Annotated in this window: 15 protein-coding genes; 3 read left to right on the top strand and 12 right to left on the bottom strand. The window is 38.3% G+C overall.

All coding sequences use genetic code 11. From position 1 onward, the window contains the following. Positions 1 to 11: 11 nt before the first annotated feature. The 12 genes from H8S00_RS00920 to H8S00_RS00975 all read right to left on the bottom strand — a co-directional run bounded on the left by H8S00_RS00920 (position 12) and on the right by H8S00_RS00975 (position 12,352). Positions 12 to 212, bottom strand: a complete 201-nt coding sequence (locus H8S00_RS00920) for a hypothetical protein (protein WP_186839803.1) — start codon at positions 210 to 212, stop codon at positions 12 to 14. Positions 213 to 283: 71 nt separating this feature from the next. Further along, on the bottom strand, positions 284 to 424 hold the full coding sequence (locus H8S00_RS00925; protein ID WP_186839804.1) for a hypothetical protein: 141 nt from the start codon (positions 422 to 424) through the stop codon (positions 284 to 286). Between the two features lie 177 nt (positions 425 to 601). Beyond that, entirely contained in the window at positions 602 to 1,267 is a 666-nt protein-coding gene (locus H8S00_RS00930) for an SIMPL domain-containing protein (RefSeq protein WP_243169523.1), read from the bottom strand. Continuing rightward, positions 1,254 to 2,582 (bottom strand): ADP-ribosylglycohydrolase family protein, encoded by a 1,329-nt coding sequence (locus H8S00_RS00935; RefSeq protein WP_186839806.1) that lies wholly within the window; start codon positions 2,580 to 2,582, stop codon positions 1,254 to 1,256. Before H8S00_RS00935 ends, H8S00_RS00930 begins: the two co-directional genes overlap by 14 nt. 158 nt (positions 2,583 to 2,740) lie before the next feature. Beyond that, complete coding sequence (locus H8S00_RS00940; RefSeq protein ID WP_243169524.1) at positions 2,741 to 3,028, bottom strand: hypothetical protein; 288 nt, start codon at positions 3,026 to 3,028, stop codon at positions 2,741 to 2,743. A gap of 13 nt (positions 3,029 to 3,041) precedes the next feature. Beyond that, complete coding sequence (locus H8S00_RS00945) at positions 3,042 to 4,106, bottom strand: macro domain-containing protein (RefSeq protein WP_186839808.1); 1,065 nt, start codon at positions 4,104 to 4,106, stop codon at positions 3,042 to 3,044. A 27-nt stretch (positions 4,107 to 4,133) separates the two neighbouring features. After that, positions 4,134 to 4,865, bottom strand: a complete 732-nt coding sequence (locus H8S00_RS00950) for an AlkZ-related protein (protein WP_186839809.1) — start codon at positions 4,863 to 4,865, stop codon at positions 4,134 to 4,136. 12 nt (positions 4,866 to 4,877) lie between these two features. After that, on the bottom strand, positions 4,878 to 5,519 hold the full coding sequence (locus H8S00_RS00955; RefSeq protein WP_186839810.1) for a hypothetical protein: 642 nt from the start codon (positions 5,517 to 5,519) through the stop codon (positions 4,878 to 4,880). 1 nt (position 5,520) lies between these two features. Next, positions 5,521 to 8,781 (bottom strand): DEAD/DEAH box helicase, encoded by a 3,261-nt coding sequence (locus H8S00_RS00960; RefSeq protein ID WP_186839811.1) that lies wholly within the window; start codon positions 8,779 to 8,781, stop codon positions 5,521 to 5,523. A 12-nt stretch (positions 8,782 to 8,793) separates the two neighbouring features. Then, positions 8,794 to 10,641 (bottom strand): phospholipase D family protein, encoded by a 1,848-nt coding sequence (locus tag H8S00_RS00965; RefSeq protein WP_186839812.1) that lies wholly within the window; start codon positions 10,639 to 10,641, stop codon positions 8,794 to 8,796. Beyond that, the gene (locus H8S00_RS00970) at positions 10,634 to 11,836 is read right to left on the bottom strand and encodes a DUF6361 family protein (RefSeq protein WP_186839813.1); all 1,203 of its coding nucleotides are present in this window, start codon (positions 11,834 to 11,836) and stop codon (positions 10,634 to 10,636) included. The genes H8S00_RS00965 and H8S00_RS00970 overlap by 8 nt, the downstream gene beginning before the upstream one ends. A 12-nt stretch (positions 11,837 to 11,848) precedes the next feature. Then, entirely contained in the window at positions 11,849 to 12,352 is a 504-nt protein-coding gene (locus tag H8S00_RS00975) for a hypothetical protein (RefSeq protein WP_186839814.1), read from the bottom strand. A gap of 266 nt (positions 12,353 to 12,618) precedes the next feature. Between H8S00_RS00975 and H8S00_RS00980 the strand changes: the two genes are divergently transcribed. The 3 genes from H8S00_RS00980 (at position 12,619) to H8S00_RS00990 (ending at position 14,487) form a co-directional block, all read left to right on the top strand. Beyond that, positions 12,619 to 12,912, top strand: coding sequence for a transposase (locus H8S00_RS00980; RefSeq protein WP_186839815.1), 294 nt, complete (start codon positions 12,619 to 12,621; stop codon positions 12,910 to 12,912). Between the two features lie 8 nt (positions 12,913 to 12,920). Further along, positions 12,921 to 13,814 (top strand): IS3 family transposase, encoded by an 894-nt coding sequence (locus H8S00_RS00985; protein WP_186839932.1) that lies wholly within the window; start codon positions 12,921 to 12,923, stop codon positions 13,812 to 13,814. A 334-nt stretch (positions 13,815 to 14,148) separates the two neighbouring features. Next, positions 14,149 to 14,487 (top strand): hypothetical protein, encoded by a 339-nt coding sequence (locus tag H8S00_RS00990; RefSeq protein ID WP_186839816.1) that lies wholly within the window; start codon positions 14,149 to 14,151, stop codon positions 14,485 to 14,487. The last annotated feature ends 173 nt before the right edge of the window (positions 14,488 to 14,660 follow it).

Genomic DNA, 14,660 nt, shown 5'->3' on the forward strand with positions numbered 1-14,660 from the left:
CCTCCTGATAGTTACTTAAATAAATCCATAATGCCAAAGTTCGTCTTCTTATAAACCTTATTGTAAGCTGCTTTCTTTGGATTCTTAATCCATCCTGCACCTTTTTTTCCGTACCCTGGAATTAAAGCTTTCTTAACAGCTCGCTTGGCTTTTCCTGTTGTTCTTGCCTTTATTGATTTCTTTATACTCGGTGTTCTCATTCCAAACTTCATCTTAATCGCCTCCGTTGTTTCAAAAAATCACCTGTTATTACTATCTATCAACAATAGAATTATACCACCATTTACCCCTCTTCAACAAACACAATGCCATAGATTTTCTCAGATGCCAGTTCATTAATCTTATCTATTTCACATCCAGTCTGTTCCATCAGTCTTTCTAGTTGCTCCTTTGTGCACTGATATGCATAGCTTCCCCAGTCCACTTGCTTTTCATTGTCAAAAAGCTTATTGGCTATATCAAGAAATTCTCATCCTCCAAGTTTATATACTCGATTGTTCTCAACCAATATATTGTATGGATCTTTATTCTCGTTCCATGATACCAACTTGTCACTTTGTATTTCTCCATAATAAATAGATGACAACATGCAATCAACCTCCTAAGCGATTTGCCAGACTACAGTTACTGTATCAGTAACATCTATATCGTCTGCTTCAATATCTATGTCATATGCTGCCAGTGCACTCATTTCACATTCCGTACACTCCATTAATCTCATTTCATTCATTGGCTTTGTTACAAAATCTATCTTTCCCCAGGAATAATCAATCGCCTGTATTTCACCCAGTTTCACATTCGCTGCTGTTGTAAGTACCTGTGCCTTTTGAATGGAATCCTCAATCGCTTTATGTAACAGCTCATTTTTACATTTTTCTACATCAGCTACAGTATATTCAATAGAAAACTCCGGTTTTAATGAACTATGTGCCAAAGCATATAGCACCTGTCCCAGCTTTTTGTTATCAGAAGCAAACTCTATTTTCATATGATGAATATACTTATATCCCTCAAATCTTCGCTTCCAACTCTTATCCCTGTCCTGATAGCTTTCATATTCTGTATCAACATTAAAATATACTGTTTTAAGGTCTTTTCTCTGAAATCCAAGTTTTTCAAATAAATCCTTGAGCAGCTCTGTATCTTCTGTTGATCTGCGAAGAGTATCTTCATATTCATGGCAAAGTTCTTCCTTGTTTACATATAATCGGATCATATCCGGCTTTACCGCTAATTTTCCTTTTCCCGTAACTTTAATTGTTCTCATCAACTTTTATCTTCCTTTCATTCTCATAATGTTCATATCCATTGATTAAAAGCTCTATCATCTTCTTTGGCATCTGAATATACTTACCAAACGGATTAATTACAATTCCATTTACCTGTTCCCAATTAAGAGCCAGACGAAGTATTGATTCAATAGACTGATTCATCTGCACATTTCCAGCAGAACCCTTATGCATTTCATCAGAAGATGTAAATACTCCAATCCATTCTTTTTCATCAGCATCTTTTACAGTTTCTATTTTAAGTCTTACATCATGGTCAAGTGAACTCGTGTCACCAGCCTTTACTTTACTTATCTGTTCTTCCGACATAAAAGGATTTTCCGTAATATATGGAACAACAACTTCTCCTGCCTGCTGCATTCTTGTTACCATAACTTCCATAAATAACAACATTCCATTTTTATCCTGCTGAATATAATACTGATCGATTGCTGCCTCAATCATCTGATTTGCCTGTATCTCATCCATTTCATCCGAATAAGTATCCATGCTCCTGCCAAGAGCATGATCAAATTCATCAAGAACATCCGTCATCAGTCCCTTATCAATCCGACTTTTACACTCTGCAATCAGCACAGCAGGGATTCCGTAAAATGCTTCTGCAATACTTCCTGTAATGGCTCCAAGTGTATCCGTATCTCCACCAAGTGATACTGCATTACGCACTGCGTCCTCAAAATCTTTGGATTCCAGAAATGCGATAATTGCTTCTGGCACCGTTTCCTGACAGCTTTCAACATGATGGTAGTAAGGTCGGATATTATCCAATGTTCTACTCAGATCATAATGAAACTCCCTCTCTATATACTCTTTGATTTCTTCTTTTGAAGAGCCATTCCTTGCCATGTATATTGCACTTGCTGTTGCTTCTGCACCCTTTATACCTTCCAGATGATTATGTGTCACATTTGCTGTCGCTCTTGCTACCTCTCTTGTTCTTTCAATTGAATCATAAAGCCAGCCTGCCGCTGACACTCTCATGGCAGAACCATTTCCATAGCTTCCGTATGGTTTTGGATTTTTTTCTTTAAGCCAATGTCTGAAGCTTCCACCATAACCTGCATGTGGATATCTTTTTCCCCAATCCTGCATATTGGATGCTACTGCATCTTCAATTTCCTTTACTGCAGCTTTTGGTCCGACTGCAAGAAGAGCCTCTCCAACTGCTATTGTCATAACAGAATCATCTGTAAAGCCACAGCCTTCACTAAACAAATCAAAGTTCTTTGTTTTATCACCTCTGTCAAACTCAAACGTGCTCCCAATAATATCTCCTAAAATCGCTCCGTACATATATGCCTCCAATCCCCGGATTACTCCGGCACCTCTCTTTCTTTGTTACAATATAAGTATAATTGAATGGCATCTTTATATGGTCGCTGTTCGGGCGACACTTTTAAGATAAAAAACAAACGCCGATACTATGTGAGTACCGACGTAACATTTACTAATCAATATTTACTTGTAAACTCTTCATAGAAAATACTTTCTTCATCCGCTGTTGTATCCTTATCTATGAATTCCTGCAAGTCTTTTTTCATATTATCAAATACTTCCTGACTATGACTTTTATTACAAAAAGCTGTATGCATCATACATCCATATACTCCACATGTAATTGCATCATATCTTTCACATCTTTCCAAGGTTATCCTACACGATTCTTTATATTCCTCATCTGCAATAATCGTGCCACCCTCACTGCCAATAGAATTCGATTTATATATGTCATCCCACATATCAATCTTGCTCCTATACTCCAAGAATTTCATTCGTATACTTAAATAATGTCACATTCAGCTGCATAATATCATACTGCTTATCTATTATAGCCTTCTGTACAATCAGATCCACCTTACTACTTGGGCTAAATGCCCAGTCTGCTCTCGCCAGTAAGTCTCTTGACTGTTCCAGATCAAGATGCAGTGCAATGCAGAGTGCCATTACCGTCTTCTTCTTTGGATGATAATTCTGGTCACATTGAATCTTTGAAAAATGCTTTCTATCAAGGTTTGCCCGTTTCCACACATCCTTATTATCAATATGTGCTTCATCGATCAACTCAAATAATTTATCATGAAATGAAACTCCGATATTTGCAAGCTGATCTTCCAAAGAAATGTCTGCTGACAGCATACAAGACTCTGCTAACCATGTGTCTTCCTCCAGTGGATAGTTATCTTCTGCCTCTCTTTGAAGCATCTCCTCATAGAACGCTTCCTCTGACAATTCTCTCCTGCGAGCACCACTTCTGCTTCGCACCGGATATTCTTTTCTATGACTTTCCCTGACATAATTAGCATCTATGTAAGAATCAATATCACCTACAATCTGACTGGAAAGCTGAAAAGACCTTTTATCAAACACTACCAATATAATTTCAATTTCATTTTCGGTAAGAAACTGGCTGAATACTGACACAGCAATCTGTAATGCCTTATCCTTCGGGAATCCATACACTCCTGTCGAAATTAATGGAAATGCAATGCTCTCGCACTTAAGTTCTAATGCTTTTTGCAATGATTTACGATAGCAGTCCTCCAGAATTTCAAATTCATGATGCAATCCATCCGTCCATACCGGACCTACTGTATGAATGATATATTTTGCATTTAGGCTAAATGCACCAGTGACAGCAATACCACCTCTTGCAATTTTGCCGATGTTCGCTCTTTCTGCGAGAAGCTTTTCTTTTCCTGCTGCCTCATATATTGCCAAGTCCGTGCCACTTGCACATATCGGATTTGGATTAGCAGTATTTACGATTACATCTGCTTTTACCTTTGTTATATCGTTGCGGACAATCTTAAATGGCATTGTGACACCTCCTTATCCATGCCTGTATTACTTTAATATCTTCCTTATCTGCTTATCCGTTGCCTCCGGATACATCTTACGCATATAGTCTACAAGCTGTTTCCATGAATCCTGTGGATTATCCTTATAGCCGGAAGTTACATAATCGTATCCATAGATATGCTCAATAGATGAATACACTGCAACATCCCATCCATATTCAATACCACTCTTATTCACTCGCTTCTTAAAATCACAGTTGCACAGATAGGTCTGCATCATAAGATTCGTTATTGCACCATCAAATCCCTTTTCTCCATCCTTACCAAATCCAGCTTGTTTTTTCAATTCATTGGAATAAATCTCTGAATCAGCATTATTTTCCATAAAATTGACCATTATCTTTTTATGCTTATTAGGTGCTTTACCATCATCATATAATGCATCAAAATCATATCCATCCCGGCGGTAATTAGCAAATACAGGAAGCCACTTTTTTGATATAAATCCTGCCTTCTTATCAAAGAACTTTCCATAGACGATATCATGCCGCCTTGCTATAATAGCCCGCCACATCCATGGATCAATCTCTGGATCATCACTCCACCAATACTCTGGAACAGTTCTTTCTTCAAGTGAAAACCCATCTATATCATTCTTAAATAATGGTAAAAAGCCAAATTCATTTATATACTTGATTGCTTCATCTACAGAATGGATGCAATCCGGGTTGTCCCACTTCATGCCATGCATAATCCATTCACCTGATTCGTTTTCCATAATATATGTACCTCATGACTCAGCGTACTTGTCAATCCAATTTTCGCCATCATATTCATCAATCTGTTTTACTAATCTCGTAAGATAATCTTGTAACCTGCTATCTTTTTCACTTGCATACCACACATTTGCCCTTCCAAATCCATAAGCCCAACCATTTGATTTTCTTGGGACCTCCCATTGCACCTTTCTTGATCTGTTCCCTGCTGGAAGTAAAACACAATCAGATGAGTTTGCAATTGCATTGTAATATTGTACATCTTCCGGAGCAAACACTGCCTCTTGATAATGTCTGAAAACTGTAGCATGTTTATACCATCCCACAACCGTCGTAAACTTATGCGCCGGATGCTTTGCACAGTACACAACAAGCACATCATCTACGGATTCTTCTTTTTTTAATAGTTCACATCCTGCAATATTCTCAATTCGCATTTGATTAACATCTTTACCATTATGTGATTTTGTCTCGAAAAATCCCAGACAATATAAACCTTCCCTGCCCTCCATATTCACCGGTGTAAAATTATATTTTTCATGTGCATCTCCTGTCTCATCAACATAGCTTCCACCATTTAACGGAGTATCCTTTCCATCTTCATTCCCTCGATACTCCTTCATCCACGCTATGTTACAAAAAAGTACTCTCATCATATCAACCTCCTTTTCCCTTTGAAAATGGACTCAAGTCGATAAACAGTTTCTTCAATCCGCTTGTGTCCTTGAACTCCTTGAATAAATACTCCAGAAGTTCTTCCTGCCTTGCTTGCCCTAATGTAAGCCGGTAAAGAGACAGAATCTTTATCAGCCTTTCATAATTCACCTCATCCTTACTCATAGGATACATTGGCACAAGCCTTTCTATTTTTACACTCTGATTTTTTCCGAAACACCAGAATGGTACAAGCTCTGACTGGTCATTCTGCTTTTCCGCCTTTGCTGCTTCAAACATTTCTTTCCAAATGTCATGCTTAAATTCCATCCCATCTGCCTTGCCATATTTATCAGCAACATTCTGTCTGATTGCCAGACACTTAAATCTATTAATCCTGCCTTCCCTTTGTTCCAGATCGATGGGATTACTTGGAAGATTCCAGTGCATAATCACACGACAATAATTATGAAAATCCAGTCCTTCCTGTCCGATTGATGTTGTGGCAAGCACAAATGGACGCATTGGTGAGTTAAAGGCATTTCTGATATTTTCTTTACGCATGACTACCTTGGAATTATCACCTGCATCCTTTGTAAATCCAACTGCATAGCTCGACCTGATTCGACACCCATCATTCTTCCTGTCAGCTCCGTTCATACGCTTTTTAAAATCAGGATAAGTATCAGCGATATAGGTGGCTGTATGTATTTTCAACGAATCCATCATCATGTCATGCACAATCTGATACTGATTTCCATCCGACTGGAAACCTGCTGTTTCTTTCAGCATATGGATATACTCATCAATCATTGCCTGAAAACAGCCATCCTTACAGTATTTAAGCACGTTCTGCCAATGGGAGTTATCATCCCTGCATCTTCCATAAGCAAGGTCAATGATAGCTGTTGACTCCGGCAAATTGAAATTATTGACGAATACCTTTGCAAGTGATGTTGCTCTTGCTGTGCTTCTTCCATTAGAACGATAAATGCATATTGCCGGCGAACCCAGTACCATATTTACCAATGTTTCCAGAAGATCATCCGGCTTTCTTCCAAGATGAATCTCCTCCGGTGCATCCAAATAACTTCTTAGCTTATCAATATGAGCAATAAAGCCCTTATTTCTCTTATCCTTTGAACTGCTTTTTACTTCAGATGTTGTATCCTCTTCATCTGTATTCATTTCCCACACAATATCCTCTATCCAATGCTTTGCATAGATGACTCCATCCATAAGCATCGGTGCAAGATAATACCATCTGGCATCCTCCTTATTGTTATCCGAAACACCATACTTTTCTTCGATTGTCGCAAGCTTCTCTTTCAGTTTCAGCCGTACAGATTTTTCTATTACTTCTAATGATTCATGTTTATTCAAGGATTCTATCGGTGAATACATATCAGAAAGTGTCTTTGATGGATAAAGCAATGCAAACAGGCTCATGCCTCTTACTTCTCCATTTGAGACATTAAATCTCAGTCTTGCCACCGGGTATCTTCTTGAACCTTCCGCAAAATAACCTGTATTCTTCTTATCCTGATTTTTTATCTGATGTACCAGTTTTCCAACTGTAAGTCTTTCCGCTTCGTAGGAAACAAGCGCACCTATCATTCGTGGAACCATCTCCCATGCAGAAAATACAAGTATTTTTGAAAATCCTTTGCTGTTTTTATATACTCCCTGCATCTCATAATATGGCAGCGACGGAGGAATCCACAGATATTTTTCCGCACCGCCTGTAAATGCTTTTTCTTTCAGCGCCTCAAGCCTTGCATTGGTTTTCGGCAATTCATCATATTTATTGATTTTATTGCGATTCAGCCACAAAAGATTTTGTTCTCTTTCATTTCCAAATTCATCCGGATGTTTTGTATAATATTTTTCAATCTGCTCCTTAATCTTATATTTCTTCATAAAGGACATAAGATACGGACAGCTCTTTGCATAATCTACCGGTAAAGAATGATTGGAATCCGTTTTTGACAGCAATCTTGACATCTGTATATATGAGTTTATGTCATTTTCATCTATCTGCAAATGATGCTTCACGCTGCTGTCGTCCGTATAATCACCGGAATCCATGACAGATATACGCTCTGTCCTGCTGACTCCCTGATACATCGCATTTTCTGCTAATTCCTTCATACGGATAATTGCACTGTCTCCTGCTTTCAACTCACTTAGAGCATGGGAATAATTCTTCCACACTTCCTTGAATTTAATATCTTTGACTTCATCATCAAAAAGAAAGTTCATAACCTGAAAAAACTCTGCATAATGCTCATCAAGCTGATTTTCATCTATCTCTTCAAGGGTAGAATACAATTTATATGGTGTAGCCGACAACAGAAGTACCCTTGTATCATGTCCACTAAGGAAACTGTGTGCAAGGATACCAAGCTCACTGTCATCGGATGACAGAAGGAACTTAAATCTCTGAAATTCATCCATGATTACCAAATCCGGCTCAAGCATAGATACACTGATTCTCGCAAACATCACACGAAGCTTATTCATCACATAGTAATTGGAATATGTAAGCTGTTTATTGTATCTTCTTTCATGCAAATGATTAAGCAGCAAGTCCCTTATACTTTTATATTCCTGATAATTAAGAATTTTATCTATCACATTTTTTGGATAGACACCCTTCGTCATCTTTTCGCATTCTGCCACACGATTTTCAAAACTCCATTTTGCCCATCCATCCCATGCTTTTACAGCATCCATTATCATAAATTTTTCAAGAGAAGCTGCATGACCTTTAAAGTCCGGCATTCTCCTTAAAATGGCATACATAAGTGCTCTTTCCTGCACACTTCCGCCTCCGGAGGTCATACGGAAAGATGTTTCCGGTGTAAGAGGGATAAGCTGTATATAGCCTTCCTTTATCTGCGGATCATTCTCCTGCTCGGTAATCTTTAAATGCTGCATAGACAATCTGGTATCTGATACTGAACCGATGGTATTCTTTCCTGTTACGTCAAGCTTTCTGATATTCTGATTTGCTATGTTCTGATTAGAGCAGATATAGATTACCTTAAACAGATCATCTTTCTCTTCGATTCTAAGCCTTGCTGTCTTTACAATTGTTCCTCTGGCAATAAGAGTTTTTCCCATACCCACTTCATCTGCTACAAGCACACGATTCTGATTATGCCGAAACAGATAATCCACTCTCTCAACAGTCGCTCTTTGAAAATCCTTCAGACCGGAGAGGGTACGCTTTTCAATTTCATCTATATTAAATTGTGACATAACATCACCTCGTTATCTTCTGATTTTCAAAGTATTGCAAAAAGTCTCATACAGTTCACGGAATTCATCCGGTATAATATCCTTATCTGTAACCATCTTAAGCACATATCCAATGTCTTTTATTCTTTCCGGTTCTTCTACAGATATTTTTAACATCTTTTCATAGAGTGCCGGCATTGCATCACTCGAATTGGCAAAAAAGCCGGATTCCCCCATCTGCTTTCCTTCAAGCATAGATGCTACATAATCATCGCCAAGTACAAACGCTATGTACTCAACAAATGATGCCCTATCTTTTACCACACTGTTTACTGCAGCACTTTCTCTGTCATCCGGGAAACCACTTGTAGGAATCATAATAATTCTGCGGATTGTATCATCACCTGATCTTGCAGTAATCTCATAGAACTCAGATAACTGCAAGATCTCAAGCTCTGAAAACTCTATATGTTCTGACAATGTCTGCTCCTGCTTTGAATTAAATGGTGATACTGTAACCTCACTATCAGATTCAATACCACTGAACTCAACCTCTATCTTGTACTTTCCGGCATTCTCATTATCTTCTGAAATTACAGCCTGCCTTTTCACACGGCACAATTCCTTGATTTTCTGCTCCAGCAGATTTCTATTATCACTTTCTGTTTCCAAAACTGCATCCGCTACTGTAACCTGCTCAAATGGATTCTTTACATCTCCTGCTGGTCCACAGAAGATATCTTCTAAGAATTTATCCCCATTCAGATACATATTCTTTGTACCAAGCCACAACATCATTTCAACATTTTTATTAATTGCAGAATAGGAAGCATTCATGGACCCAAGATACAGGTCAACATCTGAATATTTCCTTCTCAGATAGATTTTTGCATGAATATCCTGTTTCTTTTTATCTGCAAGCTCATCTGAGATCTCGTTCTCACCATCTATAATCTCATCCTTTAATGCATAGATGGTAAAATTATCTACATTTGATGCTTTGAGTTTTCCAAGCTCAGAACGTCTGGTAACAAGTGTTCTCTTACAGTCCGACAATGCCCTGTCTGTAAGGTTAAAATCGGCAATCACACTTTCTGATAAAAACGGAGACATCACTACAAGCTCATTAAATGTCGAATTGGCATTTCCTCTTTCCTTGCAGAATAGAATATCCTCCTGCATCCGGTAAGCATTTTTTCCAATACCAAGTGGAAGAACTGCAAAATTCTCTCCAAATATTTTACTATCAAGTGAAAAGGATACATCCTTAATGTCTGAACATAATCCACGAATCAGATTTCTTTTCTTTCCGGCATTATTGCTGGTATTATGCACATTCGTTACAAGATAATCCAGAAAATCACAGATAGGTTGAGTCTTTTTCTTCTGTCTGACATTTTTACTGCTATCCATTGCGAAGCTGATATCCCAGTTCCTGTCAAAAGTCAGATTCCTGCTCATTACCACAAAACGATATTTTTTATCTCCATCAGCGTTTACATATGCTAACATCCATGTTTTCGGATGAAATGACGGATATCGACCAAGCTGTCTATCTTTTGGCAGTGCGACCTCTACTACCATTTTCTCTAATAAAATAGACAGTGCAGTCGTTTTTGTTGGTACTTTAATCTGTCCTGCTTCACAAAACAGCACGATTTTATCTGACACCTTCTGCAATGCATTCAGCATACCAATTGGATTTTGCATAAGCTTACTATCTGTTTCTTCCGATAAGCCAAGGCATATCGCTACAGCTGTGAGTGCTTCCAGGTCAAGTGAATATGTAGTGCCTACTGCTCTGTCCAATCTATATCCGTCCGGAGGCATCAAAATACCGCTGTAATCCGTTCTATCTCGGTTTGAATCTGGTCTAAACATCAGCACTCACCTCCCCGGCATAGATGTCATTCACAATTCTTCTGGCATTTGAGAATCTGTAATCGAGCATTCCACCACCTACCCATTTTGAATGATCAAATTCCTTTGTTCTGCTTAACTTCGCTCTGGCTGCTCCTTTCAGGCTCCGTTCCCTCTTACGAATCAGTTCATCCGCCATATCAATATCAGATGCCATAAATGCAGCCTGTATCCCACATAAAAAACTCTTTGCTCTTGGATTGATCAACTGCAATTCTTCAAACACAGCATCCAGATTGACTGTCGCATTATGCCTTATATCCGGAAGCAATCTGCTCCATTCATCATTTGCGTATATATTCTCGCCTTCTGAAAGCATGACATTGTATCTTACTCTTGCCATATACACCAGATTATTAAAATCGCAGGCAAGCTTCATCATATATGCCAGCTTTTCACCTACTTTTTCCGATAGTTCAGCCGTTAAAGAAGCAAAATCATCATATTCATTCAAATCAATATGATTTTTCAATACATATTCCAAAAGAGACCCTTTCGTTGACTTCTGAATCTGCTTATCCAGATAGAATGCTTCCTCCTGCGTCAGCTCTATTGTAAGATTGTCTCTCCAACCATCATGATAAATCGGAAGATTCCAGAATCTAATATTGCCGATATCTCCTGCATCAGAATCATCCTTCTCATTTTCCTCTGCATCATCATTTCTGTTTCCCAACCGGCTGACAGACTTCTGTTCTTTTAGCTTTACCGCCAATGAAACATACTCCGGTATAGACAGACCATAATCACAAAATATTCCAAAGGTACGAATTCCGTTCCAGTAGATATCTGATGGTTTTCTTGCTACCCATCCCTTTGGTAATACACGGGTTCCAATAACACCTTCTGCCTTGGGATCTGCTTCTAACAATCTGATGCCACAACCTTTTTCAGCAGAGTCTATAGCCCTTAAAACTCTATTTGCATCCTTTCCATACCTGCCATCAACAGCTTCTCTTAACACATATGGAACAATAAGGAAGTACTTTGCTCTGGTCTGGATGGTAGATGTTCCAGGAAAGAAATAGTTGGCAAAAGCATCACGAATAATGCCGATTCCAAGTTCATCGACTGCTCCCTGTTCACTCAGAAGGTTGATCACATCTAATGCCTTCTGCCGGTCTTCTTTTGAAAAATCTATCCATCCTAACTGCATGTTTTCACTTCCTTATTTCTTCGTCAAATATGTATCTTCTACGTAAGTCTCCGGTGTCGCCTCTTCAATTACGCCAGACTTTGGATCAAAGATATATTTCTTCTTCAATCTCTCATACAGTACAGAACCTACAGTTTCCATTACCTGTTTCATCATATCCGGATCATCAAATAGTTTTCTGAAAAACTGGTCATTCTGCTCATATCTGTCTGCTGCCATATTCGGAAAATCCTTTTCAAACAACAACATAAAGGTTGCCCTGTCATTGTTCTTTGCGTAGCTCTGCCACTTCTCCTGATTGGCATAATCATTTTCCATCTGAACAAGTACTTTATCCATTTCTGTAAAATGTGTTCCATACTTTTCATTTATCTTATCAATAATTACTGTCAGCGGAGCTTTCTTAGGCTCTCTATGACCGGAATCACCGGAGATAGGTGTATATCCGCCATGATGAATCAGATAGTCTTCGATGTCTTCTTCAAATCGTTTCTCTTTTACATCAAAATCAGACATGAGCTACACCTCCTTTTTTCCTGTGACAACCTCGTAGATGAGGGATTTTTTATATTCCTGATATTTTTCAACAAGTTTATTTCTTTTATCAATCTCAACCTCAATATGATTTACCTTATCAGTAATATAATTCGCTATTATCCGTCAAAAAGATTATTCAATATAGTTTACGTTTTTCATTAACTTAGTGCTAGCATATAAATAGTACAAAACAAAATGAGATATTCCCCTGAAAATATTAATAATACCAAAAGGAGGTACTTATTATGCCAAGGAAACAACATACCAAGCAATTTAAACTGGATGCCATTAACTATCGCAAGGAGCATCCTGATCTCACACAACTTCAATGTGCCAAGAACCTGGGCATCGGCATTAGCACCCTTGCCAGATGGGAGTCACAGTACCGTAACAATGACGGCGACATTCCCGTGATCGGTTCAAGCAATTACGAATCTGAAGTACAAAGGGAAAACGCACGTCTTAAACGTGAACTACGTGACACTCAGGACGCACTCGATGTGTTAAAAAAAGCCATAGGCATTCTGGGAAAAGACTAACCGAAGCCATCTATACAGAGGTTGCTGCAAAGGTAGAGGCATCAAAAGTTACTAAACACCGTGTGTCTGTCTCCGGAATGCTTAAGGTTTTAGATGTTTCACGTTCAGGATATAGAGCCTTTTTAAAACGCAAACTGTCAGCCACTGCCAAACGCAAGAATTCCATTAAGAAAGAGATTCTCAAAATCTATAATGATTCAAAGCAGAATTACGGTGCTCCAAAAATTACTAAAATTTTGCAAAAATCCGTCGAAACCATTTCACAACGTACCGTCGGTAAATACATGCGTGAAATGGGCATCAGGGCTCAATGGTCAAAACCATGGATTGCCACAACAAAAGACTCTGACTTTAGCAGTGAACTTCATAACATTCTTAATGAACAGTTTAATCCTGAGCGTCCAAACGCTGTCTGGTGTACTGACATTACATACATCTGGACCAATGACGGCTTTGTATACCTTAACTGTGTAATGGATCTGTTTGCCAGAAAGATAATTGCATGGACTCTTTCCGACACAATGGAAGTTTCCACTGTAATAAAAACAATTGAAAAAGCCAAGGCAATGCGTAACACTGATTTACCATTAATAATACATACCGACCGTGGAAGCCAGTATGTGTCTCAGGCATGGCGTGAAGCCACCAAAAACATGCAACGCAGTTATTCACATAAAGGTTATCCTTATGACAATGCCTGCATTGAATCCTTCCATTCACTCATAAAAAGGGAATGGCTTAACCGTTTTAACATTAAGAATTACAGACACGCATACAACCTGATTTTTGAATACATCGAAACCTTTTATAACACTGTCAGAATTCATAGTCATTGTGATTATATGTCTCCTGACGAATTTGAAAAATTGTACGAGAGGGTTAAATCTCTGCCGGCTGCTTAGCTGACAGAACTTCTCATTTTATTTTGTGCTAAATCTTGACATAGCACCACATCATACATATACCAAATATCATACTTCTTATCTTGGTGCTATGTCAAGATTTAGCACCATCTCTTATATCCAAAACTGTCTGACTATCCGCCATAAAACAACCATTTTCAAAGTGGTGATAAAGCAATGCCATTCAGTTAAGCATCATTTTAGTGGTTTTCTGTCATAGAGAGCCACTGTTTTTATGCCTAAAAACTTTAAAATATTACAAAAAACAGTTTACAAGTAAGCCAATATATGTTGCGCAAGCCTTGATTATAAACATATTTCAAGGAGGCTCATTATGGCTGATTTTTTCTTATCTAATTTAAAATCCACACTCGACAACTGCATCACAGAACTCGATGAAATTCACTCCATGTTCTGCCGTAATCCGGAAAGTGATTTTACCAGGAACCGCAAACTTTCTTTCCGCGAGTATATTCAGTTTATGCTCCAGATGCAGAGTAAATCCGTTTCAAATGCAGTAAACATATGCAGGGCATATCTCAAACACGATGGTAACGAAACAGAGTCCATGCTTCTCATACAAAAGTATCTGACACCTGTCAGGTACAATCAAAAATATCCTATCCACCTCAGTCCAAAGAGAAATAGGGATTTCATGTATCGGGTTGCATAAATCTCGTTACCATTATACTGCATTATGAGGCAGATATGTAATCTGTCTTTTTGCCATAAAAAACCTTATCTAAATGACATTGAATGATTTATTTTCTATCTAAAATTTTATTAAACCGACTAAAGACTCCATAGTTTGTGTGTTTGACTTACTGTTTATATCTATCTTCTCCT

Origin of the sequence: Eubacterium segne (assembly GCF_014287775.1) — a bacterium.
GTDB lineage: Bacteria > Bacillota > Clostridia > Lachnospirales > Lachnospiraceae > Eubacterium_G > Eubacterium_G segne.

Excerpts from the sequence above, each read along its gene's own strand:
- H8S00_RS00955 (WP_186839810.1), bottom strand. The coding sequence starts at position 5,519 with ATGATGAGAGTACTTTTTTGTAACATAGCGTGGATGAAGGAGTATCGA.
- H8S00_RS00945 (WP_186839808.1), bottom strand. The coding sequence starts at position 4,106 with ATGCCATTTAAGATTGTCCGCAACGATATAACAAAGGTAAAAGCAGAT.
- H8S00_RS00950 (WP_186839809.1), bottom strand. The coding sequence starts at position 4,865 with ATGGAAAACGAATCAGGTGAATGGATTATGCATGGCATGAAGTGGGAC.
- H8S00_RS00940 (WP_243169524.1), bottom strand. The coding sequence starts at position 3,028 with ATGTGGGATGACATATATAAATCGAATTCTATTGGCAGTGAGGGTGGC.
- H8S00_RS00930 (WP_243169523.1), bottom strand. The coding sequence starts at position 1,267 with ATGAGAACAATTAAAGTTACGGGAAAAGGAAAATTAGCGGTAAAGCCG.
- H8S00_RS00960 (WP_186839811.1), bottom strand. The coding sequence starts at position 8,781 with ATGTCACAATTTAATATAGATGAAATTGAAAAGCGTACCCTCTCCGGT.
- H8S00_RS00935 (WP_186839806.1), bottom strand. The coding sequence starts at position 2,582 with ATGTACGGAGCGATTTTAGGAGATATTATTGGGAGCACGTTTGAGTTT.
- H8S00_RS00980 (WP_186839815.1), top strand. The coding sequence starts at position 12,619 with ATGCCAAGGAAACAACATACCAAGCAATTTAAACTGGATGCCATTAAC.
- H8S00_RS00975 (WP_186839814.1), bottom strand. The coding sequence starts at position 12,352 with ATGTCTGATTTTGATGTAAAAGAGAAACGATTTGAAGAAGACATCGAA.
- H8S00_RS00990 (WP_186839816.1), top strand. The coding sequence starts at position 14,149 with ATGGCTGATTTTTTCTTATCTAATTTAAAATCCACACTCGACAACTGC.
- H8S00_RS00970 (WP_186839813.1), bottom strand. The coding sequence starts at position 11,836 with ATGCAGTTAGGATGGATAGATTTTTCAAAAGAAGACCGGCAGAAGGCA.
- H8S00_RS00920 (WP_186839803.1), bottom strand. The coding sequence starts at position 212 with ATGAAGTTTGGAATGAGAACACCGAGTATAAAGAAATCAATAAAGGCA.
- H8S00_RS00965 (WP_186839812.1), bottom strand. The coding sequence starts at position 10,641 with ATGTTTAGACCAGATTCAAACCGAGATAGAACGGATTACAGCGGTATT.